Source organism: Streptomyces sp. NPDC111507, assembly GCF_055638955.1.
Genome location: NZ_JBVKBU010000005.1, coordinates 1 through 13,544, shown reverse-complemented (window position 1 = coordinate 13,544; position 13,544 = coordinate 1). Strand labels below are relative to the sequence as shown.

At 67.4% G+C, this 13,544-nt stretch carries 8 protein-coding genes and 1 pseudogene; 6 read left to right on the top strand and 3 right to left on the bottom strand.

The features are described 5' to 3' along the window. Nucleotides 1–131 precede the first annotated feature (131 nt). From ACZ7M2_RS21195 to ACZ7M2_RS21170, 6 genes and pseudogenes are all read left to right on the top strand, one after another. Nucleotides 132–2,822, top strand: coding sequence for a SpoIIE family protein phosphatase (locus ACZ7M2_RS21195; RefSeq protein WP_471597002.1), 2,691 nt, complete (start codon nucleotides 132–134; stop codon nucleotides 2,820–2,822). Between the two features lie 778 nt (nucleotides 2,823–3,600). After that, nucleotides 3,601–4,290 carry a hypothetical protein gene (locus tag ACZ7M2_RS21190; RefSeq protein ID WP_471596551.1) on the top strand — a complete coding sequence of 230 codons (690 nt, stop codon included), beginning with the start codon at nucleotides 3,601–3,603 and terminating at the stop codon, nucleotides 4,288–4,290. 399 nt (nucleotides 4,291–4,689) lie between these two features. After that, entirely contained in the window at nucleotides 4,690–4,854 is a 165-nt protein-coding gene (locus ACZ7M2_RS21185) for a hypothetical protein (protein WP_471596550.1), read from the top strand. 552 nt (nucleotides 4,855–5,406) lie between these two features. Continuing rightward, the gene (locus ACZ7M2_RS21180; RefSeq protein WP_471596549.1) at nucleotides 5,407–7,497 is read left to right on the top strand and encodes an ATP-binding SpoIIE family protein phosphatase; all 2,091 of its coding nucleotides are present in this window, start codon (nucleotides 5,407–5,409) and stop codon (nucleotides 7,495–7,497) included. A gap of 619 nt (nucleotides 7,498–8,116) precedes the next feature. Then, nucleotides 8,117–8,938, top strand: a pseudogene (locus tag ACZ7M2_RS21175) (FAD-dependent oxidoreductase). Nucleotides 8,939–8,976: 38 nt separating this feature from the next. Continuing rightward, the gene (locus ACZ7M2_RS21170) at nucleotides 8,977–10,182 is read left to right on the top strand and encodes a cytochrome P450 (protein WP_471596548.1); all 1,206 of its coding nucleotides are present in this window, start codon (nucleotides 8,977–8,979) and stop codon (nucleotides 10,180–10,182) included. A gap of 617 nt (nucleotides 10,183–10,799) precedes the next feature. Here ACZ7M2_RS21170 and ACZ7M2_RS21165 read toward each other — a convergent pair. The 3 genes from ACZ7M2_RS21165 to ACZ7M2_RS21155 all read right to left on the bottom strand — a co-directional run bounded on the left by ACZ7M2_RS21165 (nucleotide 10,800) and on the right by ACZ7M2_RS21155 (nucleotide 13,395). Beyond that, nucleotides 10,800–11,198 (bottom strand): hypothetical protein, encoded by a 399-nt coding sequence (locus ACZ7M2_RS21165; protein WP_471596547.1) that lies wholly within the window; start codon nucleotides 11,196–11,198, stop codon nucleotides 10,800–10,802. Between the two features lie 927 nt (nucleotides 11,199–12,125). Continuing rightward, on the bottom strand, nucleotides 12,126–12,896 hold the full coding sequence (locus ACZ7M2_RS21160) for a polysaccharide deacetylase family protein (protein WP_471596546.1): 771 nt from the start codon (nucleotides 12,894–12,896) through the stop codon (nucleotides 12,126–12,128). Next, complete coding sequence (locus ACZ7M2_RS21155; protein WP_471596545.1) at nucleotides 12,805–13,395, bottom strand: BP74-related protein; 591 nt, start codon at nucleotides 13,393–13,395, stop codon at nucleotides 12,805–12,807. Before ACZ7M2_RS21155 ends, ACZ7M2_RS21160 begins: the two co-directional genes overlap by 92 nt. Nucleotides 13,396–13,544: the final 149 nt, after the last annotated feature.

Genomic DNA, 13,544 nt, shown 5'->3' with positions numbered 1-13,544 from the left:
TGGGCTGACAGCGAGATCGGCCATGACTCGCACTCACCGTGCGTACACATCCGGGTACGTTTCGAACCGCCGGTGAGGTCGCGCGCTCTCTGGGGGGTGATATTGGTATATCCGCGATGTTATATGGGCATATGCACCAGCTGATCGGACGCCTGCGGTCCTGGCGTGGGCTGCCCACCGTCGCCGGCCAGGTCTTCCTCCTGCAGGCCATTTTGATCCTGGCCCTTGCGGCAGCGGCGGTCGCCACCCTGATGTTCCAGTACCGGGCCGACGCCGAGCGCGAGGCCCGTACCCGGTCACTGGCCGTTGCCTCGGCAGTCGCCGCTTCCCCCACTGTGCGACAGGCGCTGTCCAGCGCCAATCCGACCGCCGTGCTTCAGCCGCAGGCCGAAGAAACCCGCCGCCGCACCGCCGTGGACTTCGTCGTCGTGATGAGTCCCACCGGCATCCGCTACACCCATCCGAACCCCGCGCAGATCGGCCAGCACTACATCGGCAGCATCGCGGCAGCGCAGCACGGCGGGATCGTCACGGAGACCACTGCCGGGACGCTGGGCCCCTCGGTCCGCACCGTCGTTCCCGTCACCACGGGTGGCGGGAAGGTCATCGGTCTCGTCGCCGCGGGCATCACGGTCAAGCAGGTGAGCCTGGCAGCCGGGCGGCAGGTGCCACTCGTCCTGGCGGCGACCGGCGTGGTGCTCTCGGCGGCCACCGGAGGAACAGCACTGATCAGCAGGCGCCTGCGCCGTCAGACGCACGGCCTCGGCCCGACGCAGATGACCCGTATGTACGAGCACCACGATGCTGTTCTGCACTCGGTACGGGAAGGCGTTCTGATCGTCGATTCCCAGGGTCGTCTGTTGCTGGCCAATGACGAAGCGCGGCGCCTGCTCCGGCTGAGGGCCGACGGGGACGGCCGGCCCGTCACGGATCTGGGACTCGAACCAAAGGCTGAGCAGCTTCTCCTGTCGGGCAGGGCGACCACGGACGAGGTCATCGAGGTAGGCGACCGGCTCCTGGCCGTCAGCCAACGCCCCATGGCGCAGCAGCCCGGGCTGGGAGGCTGGGTCGCCACGCTGCGCGACACGACCGAACTCAGCGCACTGATGGGCCGGGTGGAAGTCGTCCAGGAACGGCTCAAACTGCTGTACGACGCCGGTATACGCATCGGCACCACCCTCGACGTGACGCACACGGCTCAGGAACTGGCGGCCTTCGCCGTGCCCAGGTTCGCCGACTACGTCACCGTCGACATGGTCGATGCCGTGCTGCGCGGCGACGAACCGAACCCATTGCGTGCAGCCGAACTACGTCGTGTGGCAGTGGACGGCATACGCAAGGACGCACCGCTCTACCCTCTCGGTGAGCTCATCCATTTCGACCCGTCAACACCACAGGCATCCGGCTTCGGTTCCGGGCAGATCGTGCTGGAGGCCGACCTGACAGCCTTCTCCGGCTGGCAGGCGCAGGACCCCGACCGAGCTCGCAGACTGGTGGCATACGGGATCCACTCCATGATCGCTGCTCCCCTGCGGGCCCGCGGAGTGATCCTCGGCATGGCAACGTTCTGGCGTTCGAAGGAGCCGACACCGTTTACTCAGGAAGACCTCTCGCTCGCAGAGGAACTGGTCGCCCGCGCGGCGGTGAGTATCGAGAACGCCCGTCGCTTCACCCGCGAGCACACCATGGCGGTCACGTTGCAACGCAGCCTTCTGCCGCACGCGCTCCCCGAGCAGAGCGCGGTCCACGTGGCTCACCGCTATCTTCCGGCAGGGGCAGGACTCGGTGGCGTCGGCGGTGACTGGTTCGACGTCATACCCCTCCCTGGAGCCCGCGTCGCCATCGTGGTGGGCGACGTCGTGGGGCACGGATTGCATGCCGCCGCCACCATGGGACAACTGCGCACCGCCGTCCACAACTTCTCCATGCTCGACCTGCCACCTGACGAACTGCTCTGTCACCTGGACGAACTCGTCACCCGCATCGACCAGGACCGGGACGGTGACGATGAGGCACCGACACTCACGGGCGCCACCTGCCTGTACGTGATCTACGACCCGGTCTCCCGTCACTGCACGATGGCCAGGGCGGGCCACCTGGAACCGATCATCGTGCGCCCGGACGGGCATGCGGACCTGCCCGGCGTACCGGCCGGCCCGCCGTTGGGGCTGGGAGGACTGCCCTACGAAAAGACAGAGATACTTCTGCCCGAGGGCAGCGCCATCGTCCTCTACACCGACGGCCTGATCGAAGACCGGCAGCATGACATCGATCAAGGCATCGAGCGCCTGCGTCGCGCTGTCGCACACGCCGGGCAAACGTCGGACCAGGTGTGCCGGGCAGCGATGAATGCCATGGTCCGCGCAGCGCCACGCGACGACGTAGCCCTGCTTGTCGCCAGCACTCGGCTGCTCGACGGCAATCGCACCGCGTCCTGGGACGTACCGTCCGACCCCTCGGCGGTTGCCGGCGTGCGTGCTGCCGCCGCCCGGCTCCTGAGCGACTGGGATATGGAAGAGGAGGCGTTCACCCTGGAGTTGATCCTCAGCGAGCTGGTCACCAATGCCATCCGGCACGCAGCCGGCCCCATCGGCGTGCGCTTGATCCGCGACCGCAGCCTCATCTGCGAGGTCTCCGACGGCAGCAGCGTCTCTCCGCATCTGCGCCGAGCCACCACCATGGACGAGGGCGGCAGGGGCCTCTTCCTGGTAGCCCAGTTCGCCGACCGCTGGGGTACTCGCTACACATCCGGCGGAAAGGTCATCTGGACGGAACAACAGCTCTCCGCAATCGACCAGCCCAACGGCCCGTCGCCCGCCTGATCCGGCCCGCCTTGCGGCTGCCCGCGACCTCCTCTGCGTCCCGACCGTGCCACCGGGGCCGCGAGTGCAACGCTGTAGGCGACACCGGGGCTCTTGGGCGGACTTTCTGGAGCAGCTCCTGCTTCCACTCGCTGTCCGGCTTGCCGCTTCCTTCTCGGTCGGCGGCCCAGCACGGGATCTCGGCGGCTTGCTGTGACCGGAAATATTGGACCCACTGCCGTGCTGACACGTGGCAGACTGCCGGCATGACGATCCAAAGGGGCGATGCCGCGTAGGCCGCCCAGCGCCGTGCGCGCCGGCCGGCGTCCTCGCGACAGGGTTCGAGGGGGCAAGCAGATTCCCGGCCTTGCGCGGAGCTCGCAGGCAGCCGTGGCGCGGCTGGAGACCGAGCGCTTGAGGCCTGGGGCTGTTTTCGGTGCGTTTACCGTAGTTGTCGAGTTCCTGAAGCGTCCGGGAAGGCTGCTCTATGTCTCGCGGGCGGACTGCCCGTGCTGCGACGTGGTCGGGGCGCGTGACACGCTCCAAGCCGCTTTGACCGGGCTGCCGCCTCGGGCGCGTGCTGATCTGCGCGTGATCGTCGAAACGCTGGATACCCAGCTTCTGCGCCGGACTCTGCCGGATCCGTTGTCTCCCGCCGGACCTTGGTGGCATCGGCGGCTTCGCGAGCGATGACGGAGTGGGTGTCGCCCGTCCTCTTCGTTGTGGCGATGTTCGGACCCGTCACCGGCCGACGGGCCCATCATCCGTCGGTGTCAGTAGGAGCCGATCGAATGCACCCATGACTGTCTATGAGGTGACCGCCCAGCTGCCGGAGACAGCGGTCGTTCAAGAACGAGCGCGGGCCATGGCCATGCTGGACGTGATCATGTGCGGGGAGCCTTCGCTGCGCTACTACTCCTTCGATCCGGTCTGGTCCGAGGGGGAGAGTGTGGCGTCCATGGCCGACGGCTCGGGGAACGCCTACTCGGTGGTGTTCTCGTCGGCTGGAGCGTTCGCGCGCGGCTTCGACCACGAGTCGCCGATGACACCTTGGGCTGAGGAACCGCTCCGTCTGTGGCCTGGTCTGGTGGACTCCGTACCCGAGGTGTTCCGCCCGCTCCTGAGCGAGCCGGCCTTCTGCGAGCATGACGGGACCCTGAGAGCAACGGTGTGCTTCTGGCGCGAGGCCTCGGATGCCGGCTGGAAGAGAGGGGTCGTGGACCTTCCGGAGGAGAACGACGGAGACGTGGACGGCGCGAGCCGGCTGTTCGACGTCCTCGTGGCGGGGACCGCCGAGGCGTATCGGGAGTTCGCCGAGGAGTACTACGAGATGGCGCCAGATCTGACGGCGATCCAGCACATCCTGGACCATAAGCCGCTGACTCAAGCCGTCGTCGGGCTGCTGAACGCCGAGCGCCGCCTGGACGACCTTCACGCTGAGATGGCCCAGATTGGATATCCCCAGAACGGTCACACCGAGCGTGACTGATCGTCCCACTTGGCCATTCTGAGCACCGCCGTTGGCCGCACCGTCCAACCGCACATCGGCCCTCCTCTCACGGAGTCGGCAGGCGGTGCGCGACTTCAGCCGGGCAGTCCCCAGCGGATCCGTGCAGGCCGACCCGGGCGAAGTGGGTGGAGGCGGGTCGCGGCGGGTGCAGCTCGCGACCGGTGGCGTAAAGACCTTGCGCACCACAAACGAACTGCACAAACGACCCGCACAATGACGTGCACGAGCGACCTGATAGCCGCTCAAGTCCGCTTCGTTTCCAACGGTCCGCACCCGATGCGTAGGTGCCGGTGGCAGCCTTCGGCCGGCAACACAGGTACGCCCGGCCGTAGGGGACTTGGCGCTGCACGACAGCCGGGCGCGGACGGAAGGACACGCATGTCCTTCATGACCATGGTGGCTCTGTCTCGGGTCGGCATCGCGGCATTCGCGGCCTACCGCAACGAGCGGGAGGCGCCGCAGGCTTCCCCCGCGCCCCGACTGCGCATGCCCCGGCCGCGCGGCCCGGGTCGCAGGTTCTCGACCACGGATCCAGAGACCTGAGGCACGCCCAGTGACCGAGGCCGTCACCCATTCCAGCGACACTGGCAGGCCCTGTCGCGCCCGGGCCCCAGCCTGCCGGGCCAGGCCGGCCGCGGCCTCGATACGACACGCCGCCTGTCGTCCTCAGGTGCGAAGTGAGTTGCCGAGATGCTGAACCCGCGTCGCACAGCTCCTCCGCGCGCAGCGTGATGGCGCCGACCCAGCCTCAGGCGAGGCCAGGACCGATGCTTGGGCTGCAACGCATCGCAGGCGGGGCCGCACTACGTCGCGCACCTTGCGAACGAACGAGTTCGTTGACGAGGCCGTTGCCGAGCTGGAGATGATCGTCGGACGTGAGGACAGCCTCGCAGCCGGGGCTGCCAGACCAAGAACCGGCCGACGCGGTCCGCCTCGCTCCCGACGCTGATGTGCGCCTATGTGGCAATACGCCGACAAGCGTTCCACAACCGCGCGCTGGGGCCCGCAACGAAGGCGGCACGTCCGGGACCTCTCGGGAGACGGGGAGCGGCGTATCGGGGCCAGGTGCAGGCTGGATGGTGGAGGTGGGTCGCCGTGGTCCAAAACGAAGCCGTCTCGCCGGGCGCGGGCGCTGCAGTACTGGAAGCTCTGTTCCACCAGTCGACTACAGGCCTGCTGATCTTGGACACGGAGCTGCGCATCCTACGGATCAACCTCACCAGGCCGGTTCTGCACGAAGCGCCCGTGGAACAGATCGTGGGCCGACACATCACCGACGTTTATGACCTTTCCGCACCAGGTGAGGTGGAAGCCCTGCTGTACGGCGTACTGGAGAGCGGCGCGCCCGTACGGGAGCGACTCGTGGGGGTGCGTCCGAAGGGCGCACCGGGACCGGAGTACCTGTTCTCCGTCTCGGCATCTCGTCTGGAGGACTCGCAGGGGAGGGTCTGGGGGGTGCTGACGGAGATGCTCGATGTCACCGAATACGAAAGGGTGGGCGCCCGCATGCGAGTCCTCGGCGCGGTGCGCGAGCACGTGGGACAGACCCTCGACGTGGTGGCCACCTGCGAGGAACTGGTGCAGGCAGTGGTGCCGGATCTCGCCGACATCGCCGTGGTGGAAGTGGTGGACGCCGTGGTACGTGGCGAGGAACCTCCCCTGAGTCCTCTGGGACCGGAGGTACCGCTGCGCCGTGCCGCCTTCGGTCACAGCGGCGGCGAGGAGCAGATCCAGGCACATCCGGTGGGCGACGTGCGTGCTCTGCCGTTCCCCACGCCTTACGCCCGGACGCTGGCCGACCTCAAGCCCCGCCTCGTCGCCCTGGGACCCGAAACGCCCTGGTTGGCAGCCGACCCGCCACGCGCCGAGGCGATCCGCGCTTCTGGTGCCCGCTCTCTCATCACGGCACCTTTGACACTGCGTGGAACCGTGCTGGGACTGCTGAGCCTGTACCGGACCGACCAGGTCGACGTCTACGACAAGGACGACGTCGCCCTCGCCCTCGCAGTGACCGCTCACACGGCGCTGTGCATCGACAACGCCCGCCGCTACACCCGCGAACACACCATCGCCCTGACAGTCCAGCGTCACCTGCTGCTGCCCCACCCTGCGACGCGGACCACCGTCGAAACCGCGCACATGCACGTGCCCTCCGAGGTGGGAGGCGGCGGCGGGTTCGACACCTTCGCCCTGTCCGGCGCCCGCACCGCACTGGTGGTCGGCGAAGCCGCCGGCCAAGGCATCCACGCGGCCACCACGATGGGACAGATCCGGACCGCCTCCCACTCCCTGGCCGCTCTTGACCTGGACCCCGACGAGCTCCTCGCCCGCCTCAACGACACCGCCATAAGCCTCGCAGAGGAACGCGCGGCTCTGCCGCCCGGCGATCCCATGCCACTCACAGGAAGCTGCGTGTACGCGGTCTACGACCCGCTCGCCGAGACCTGCACCATCGCCCTGGCCGGCCATCCCCCACCCGTCATCGCCCACCCCGACGGGAGCACCGAGATCCCCGACCTGCCGGCCGGACCTCCACTGGGCACTGCCGAGGGACCCTCCTTCGCCGCTACCACCATCTCTGTCGCCGACGGCAGCGTCCTCGGCTTCTACACCGCGTCCCTGCTGCACACCTCACCGTCCCCGGACGCCCTTCAACGGGTGCTGGCCCACCCTGAGCGGCCACTGCAGGATCTGTGCGATGACATGCTCTACCGGCTGCGGAACGACACCCACCACGGCGACGTCATCCTCCTCCTCGCCCGCACCCACCCGTTCCCCGCCGACCAGGTCGCCACGTGGCATCTCGACCCCCATCCCAAAGCTGTCGCCACGGCGCGTACCCACACCCGCCGCCAGCTCGTCCTTTGGAGAGTCGATGAGGAAACCGCCTACACCACCGAAATGATCGTCAGTGAACTGGTCACCAACGCCGTCAGCTACGGCACCCCGCCTGTCCAGTTGCAGCTCATGAAGGACCGCACGCTCACCTGCGAAGTCCACGACGGCAATTCTCTCGCGCCGCGGCTGCGCCACGCGAAGACCATCGACGAAGGCGGGCGCGGCTTGTTCATCGTCGCCCAACTCGCGCAGAGCTGGGGCGTCCGCTACACGTTCGACGGCAAGACCGTCTGGGCCGAGCAGACTCTCCCGCCACCCACCCCAGCCCGCCCCCAGCAGCGGCCATAGGCGTGTCACGACCCGCACCACTCCGCGCCTGGCTCGGGTTCCCGCCGGACCGCCCATTGAGATGCTGATCACCGGCCACTCCAGGGTGGGCCGGGCTGGTGGTTGCGAAGGTCCACCACACGTGGCAGGCATCGGGTCCGGAGCCGCGCCGGATGTGACGGGCGTCGCGGCGGCCCGGAGGGGGCAGGACTGACGGCCGTCCGACGTTCAGGCGGCCGGCAGCGCCTCGTCTCCCATGCGGTTGGCCGGTCGGGTGCGCATCGGCTTGCCCGGCAGCCTTCGCCTTGCGAGCGCCCTGCGCAGAGGCCCATCCTGAGAGAGGCATGCCGACCACCGTATGGACCGAGCGCAGATGGCTGCGGAGCCTACGGGGACCGCGGCCCGCGCAGGGAGCGGGTTCCAGATGAGGCCTGTCGTCGATCTCAACCGGCGCCAGGGATCGCGCAGCGCGTCTTGCTCGCGCCGGACGTCTTCGCCCTGCACGGCGACGAGACGCCGCTGTTCTCCCCTCGCTTCGCCGAGGCACAGCGTGACTTGGTGGGAAGGGCTGCAGCCGCCCGACCGGTCCAGGCCATCCTCGTCGACTGCTCCGATGAGCCGACGAAGGGGGCGGAGCCCCATGCCGGCTGACACGGACGTCGAGGTCCTGCGGCGCCAGGGCCGCATCGTCGTCGCCAGTGCCTCGCCGGCCGGTCTGCGCACGGCGGAGACATTGCGCGACCAGGGCTTCACCGGATCGCTGACCATGATCGGCGTCGAGCCGTACGAGCCCTGCGGCCGGCCACCGCTGTCCAAGCAGGCACGGCCCGAGGACACCGCGCTGCCGCGGCGGCGCGGCATCGACGCCGAATGGCGTCTGGGCCTCGCCGCCCAGGGCCTGGACCGGGACGCCAAGCAGATACGCCTGGCGAACGGCGACACCGTCCGCTACGACCGCCTGCTGATCACCACCGGGACCGGAGCGCGGCCTGTCGCTGGACCACTGGGGCAATGTGGTCGAACAGGCCGAGATCGCCGCCCACACCATCTTCTGCGCAAGTCCCGATCGCCGTCCGCACCTGTGGCTGCCGATGTCCTGGTCCTCCCAGTTCGGTGTCGACATCAAGTCGGTGGGCGTTCCCTCGGCTGGGGCGACGATGTGGTCGTCGCCCAGGGGGCGCTCGACGAGGAGCGGTTCGTCGCGGTGTACGGGTTCCGCGGCCGTGTCATCGACACGGCGTCCTTCGACCGTGCCAAGTGGCTGGGGTGCTACGAGCGGCAGATCGCCGCCGGCGCGCCGTTCCCGCCGGAGTACCGCACGGGCGACCGCCGCATCGAAACGCTGCAGCCGGTCGACCCGGCCTTCCCCGACCCCCACCTGCCCACCCACGGGCCCACCGTCACGCTGACGGGTCACCCACCGAGCGAGGGGCGTGTCGAGTTCGTCCCGTCGCATGCCTGATCACCGGCCCTGTGCCGCCCAGACCCCGAGGAGACACCATGACGCCCGGCCCCATCTCCGCGCAGATCAGCGACTACGCCAATCGAGCCGATCCGTACCCGCTCTACGCGGAGCTGCGGAAGACACCGGTCAGACGGGAGGACGACGGCACCTACCTGGTCAGCACCTACTACGAGGTGCGGAGCCTGGCCAACGACCCGCGGCTGAGCAATGACACACGCAACCGTCTACCCGGCTACGCCCGCGTCGGGCAACCGGCGGAGGAGAGCGGCCTGCCGCCCAGCTTCATCTTCACCGACCCGCCCGTGCACGACCGGCTGCGCAACACCATCAACCGGCCGTTCGGTCCCCCGCACAGCCCCAGATTCCTCGACGGCCTGCGCGGAGACCTGGCCGAGCTCGTCACCGAACTGCTCGACGCCTTCGAAGGCAAGGACCAGATCGACATCGTCGAGGACTTCGCCTACCCCCTTCCCGTCACGGCCATCTGCAGGGTCCTGGGCGTGCCGCGCGAGGACGAACCACGCTTCCACGGCTGGGCCGATGCCCTGGCGTCGTCACTCGATCCCCACTCCGGCGACGACGGCCGGGACAAGGCACAGCAGGCTCGCCAGGAGCTGGGCACCTACCTCTCCGACCTGATCGAGACCAAGCGCCGCCACCCTGGCCCCGGGATGCTCAGCGCGCTCGCTCCCGACATGACACCGGCAGACCTGGAGGCCACCGCGGTGCTGCTCTTGGTCGCCGGACACGAGACCACCGTCAACGCGATCACCAATACGACCCTCACCCTGCTGCGTCACCCCGACGTCCTTGAGCGGTTCCAGAAGGATCCGGATCTGGCCGTCCCGCTCATCGAGGAAGTGCTGCGGTACGAGCCCCCGGTCCAGTTCGTCCCGTGGACCACTGCCCTGGCCGACATCGACGTCGCCGGCACCACGATCCCCAAGGGCTCGCCGATCTGGCTCATGGTGGCCGCGGCCAACCGCGACCCCAAACGGTTCAAGGACCCCGACCGGTTCGATCCCGACCGCAAGGACAACGAGCACCTGGGCTTCTACACCGGCATCCACTACTGCTTCGGCGCCCCTCTCGCCCGTATGGAACTCCATGCGGCTGTGCCCGAACTGTTCCGCCGGGTCAAGGGCTTCAGCCTGATCGAGGACCCACCGCCGTACCGTGCCAACGCGGTGCTGCGTGGCCCCCGCCACCTTCCCGTGACGATCGAGGGACTCAAGGCCTGACCGTAGCCTCGTGTCCCGGCTCGTCTACCGACTCGCAGCCTGACCAACGCGTTCGAATTCAGCAACGGAGTCAGACCGGCGACCGGGGCAGCGCCTGGCGAAAGAGCCGACGGTTCGGAGACAAGGCCGACGGTGGTGAGACAAGAGGGCCCGTCCTCGCAGGACAGCGCAACTCCACGTACACCGGGAGCTTTTCCCGCCATGGGCCAGTCGATCTCGGTGACCGCGTTGTGCGGGGTCAGTCTGGCCTGCGCGGCGGTCACCTGCGCGTAGACGCCCAGGAAGCGGTCCCATGTGCCCTCGCCCATCGTGTGGTGCATCCTCACGCCGCGATCGATGGACTTGAGCGGTATCGATCCGCAGATACAGACCACCGGCACCTGCTCACTGCAGGAGCCGGCGACTCGCCCCGGCGAATCCGAACCGTGCCTCGTCGTCATCATCCGCATTCCAGGCGGGCGCGATCACCCCAACCGGATCACGTCCTCTGTCACCCGAAGGGGCGTTTGACGTAGAACCCAGCCATTTCGTCGTGCGGGGAGCGGTGCCGCCTTCCCCGGAACGACCCTTTCGTTCCGGGGAAGGCGGTCGATCAGCGTGCGGTGCTCTTGCGTCGGCTAGCGGACGACGTGGACGGTAACTGGCGTGGAGGTGCGGTCCGTCTTCGCGTGCTGGTGGTGCCTGTCGGTCGAGTACAGCACTGAACGGAACTGCAGCTCGCCCGTGCGCGTGGCCTTGACGTTTGCGCGCGCGTCGCCGTCGAAGCTCCGCGCGACGGCGTGCCAGTGGCTCCAGTGGCCGGGTTTGCCGGACCGCTCCTGTATGACGAGCACGGTGTACTGCTCAGCGTCGTCGTCACCCTGGCCGTGCACTTTCACCACGTGGCCGGCATGCGCGGTGTGGGGGGTGGCCTGAATCGAGATGTCGCTCTTCGCGAACGCCGGGGATACCGCCAGTGCTGCAGAGGCCACACCCAGCGCGCCGACTACCGCGAGCCGCTTCATACCAAGTTTCATGCTCAGGTCTCCTTGGATTTCTTCGTTCCCCTTGCGCCAACTAGGGGTTCATAGCTGCATAATTGGCGCGCTTTCACCGAAGAAGAGCATTCGGTGCGCCAAGAAGTTGGCCCTCGATTGTCACTACCTCGTAACTGGTGTTCGGATGACCATCGCGCTACCTGACCGTGCACATACCGAGCTGAACTGTCTGACAGTCAATCCAGTCGTCAGCAGCTGCTGAGCATCACCCGGTGAAGTATCCGCAAGCTCGCCGACTACCTCACCACACACGCCGCCCACCCGATCGAGATCGGGCGGGAACGGCTGCGGCAGATCCTGTACCGGCACGACGTCACCTTCCGGCGGACCAAGTCGCGGAAGAGGCCATCGGACCGAACTGTGCTTCACCCCGACCTACGCGTTCTCGGCCAACCCGATCGAGGCCCGGCTCGGGCCGTTCTTTGTGCGTGCCCACGTGGGAGCACAGGGCGGCTTCAGAGGGCACGTCTGGGCGATGAACGGACGTTGTTAGCAGGGTTGGGGACTGGCGCGTCGTAGGCGTCGAAGAGTTCGTGAAGAGTGCCTGCGGAAGCGGGTGGAGCTGGCGCGGGTCGCTCATCTTGGCTGGGACTGAGGCGGAGATCTCTTTAATCGGCGAGTTTTAGAACGCGATGATGGCGTCGTCGGCCTACGACGACACGCGTCGGCCGTAGGACTGCAGCCAACTCACACCCGGGCATAACCTTGCGCCGGGCAGAGTCACCTGATCTCCCAAGCTTGAAGCTGCCTGCGGCTTCGCTGCCCGGTCTTGCTCGTCGGACGGTCAGGTGATCTGTCCCGGCCGTCGGTGAACGCTGGGTTCGTGGCCTACGTCACACACATGCTCACGACGTAAAGCCGCAGTTCAACACGTCAAACTCGCCGAGTGCGTTTGGGAAAGCCGACTCATCCTGCCGGTTGTTGAATGTAGTCCTCCAGGCGCGCCACTGCGAACCCCTGCTCGTGGATGCGTTGGAGCAGATTGCCGAACATCTTCGTCATCGTGGTGCCGTTGAGTTCTTTGGGCCCGCGGAAGTGAGCGAGGATGATGTCGCCGGGGTGCAGCTTCTTGTCGGCCCCCTGGTACCGCATGTCGGTGATCTGCATGGACTCCCGCCAGCAGATGATCGCCCGGGGCCCACACTCACTCACTGCGACCTTGGTGTTCTTGTCGTACGTGCCGTAGGGCGGGCGGAACAGCAGTGGCGCGGTGCCGTATTGCTTGGTGAGGACGTTCTGGTCGCCGCACACTTCTTCCCTCTGCCGGGTCAGCGGGATGGTGTTCATCGCGGGGTGGTGCAGGGTGTGGTTCTGGATGTGGTTGCCCATCGCCTGCAGCGGTTTGAAGTACTCGTAGTCCGACTTGATTGCGTCGTTCATCAGGAACATCGTGATGGGAATCTTCAAGTCCCGCATCATCTCGATGAACTTGGGATCTTTCTCCGTCCCGTCATCGATGGTGATGAACACGACCTTGCGCGTCGTTGGCATGCCTGCGAAGACCGGGACTGATCCGGTGGCGAAAAGTCTGACGGGCTTGTCGGCTGGGGCTTCCGGAGGTGCTGGCAGCGGAGTCAGGCCCCACTTATGCCAGGCGGCAGCGTCGGCGGTGACGCTCCGCGCGGTGCCGGGACCGTCGCCGGTGGCGGTCGGACCGATTCCGCTGCCACCGCCCACGCCGCAGCTGCCGACTGTCAGAGCCACCGCGACCGCGCCCGTCAGTGACGTGTCGAACCTGCTCCGCCTGCTGTGTCGCTTCACTGCGCCGGTCTCCCGTACCTGCCCTACCTGACCCTATTTCAGGCTGCTTCCCTGCAACCGGCGGACACGCCCTCGGCCACGCGGCTGCCGCAGTGGCCCTCAAGGATCCTCCCCGTGGCCGAGCTGGGCGTGGGGTTACGGTGCGGGGACTTCGGCGGTCCGGCGACCGGTCCAGAAGCATCAGTACAGACCGGGCAGGCACGGGCCGCCGGTCGCGGACCTCGATGGTGAGGTCGGCGAAGGAGACCGTGTAGGGGTTGTAGTGGAAGTCCCACTGCGTGTTGTAGCTCGTGGACCTCTTGACGATCCGCCCGATACGATCTTGCGCTGCCCGGCGGCGATGATCTCGCGGGCTTTCTAGACCTTCGCGGCGTCGTTGAGCATGAGCGGGAAGTCCGACCCCTCGACGTCCCACAGGTTGAAGTACTCGGCGTTCGCGCCGTCACGGATAGTGGCCGAATATCGCTTAAGAGATCATCTCAATTGGTGGGTTGGGTAGTCTGTCGGTGTGCTGATGGTGGAGCGTCTGGTGCCGGACGGGTTGTGGGAGTTGTTCCAGCGTGT

Coding starts and splice junctions, on each gene's coding strand:
- ACZ7M2_RS21190 (WP_471596551.1), top strand. CDS start 3,601: ATGACTGTCTATGAGGTGACCGCCCAGCTGCCGGAGACAGCGGTCGTT.
- ACZ7M2_RS21170 (WP_471596548.1), top strand. CDS start 8,977: ATGACGCCCGGCCCCATCTCCGCGCAGATCAGCGACTACGCCAATCGA.
- ACZ7M2_RS21195 (WP_471597002.1), top strand. CDS start 132: ATGCACCAGCTGATCGGACGCCTGCGGTCCTGGCGTGGGCTGCCCACC.
- ACZ7M2_RS21185 (WP_471596550.1), top strand. CDS start 4,690: ATGTCCTTCATGACCATGGTGGCTCTGTCTCGGGTCGGCATCGCGGCA.
- ACZ7M2_RS21165 (WP_471596547.1), bottom strand. CDS start 11,198: ATGAAACTTGGTATGAAGCGGCTCGCGGTAGTCGGCGCGCTGGGTGTG.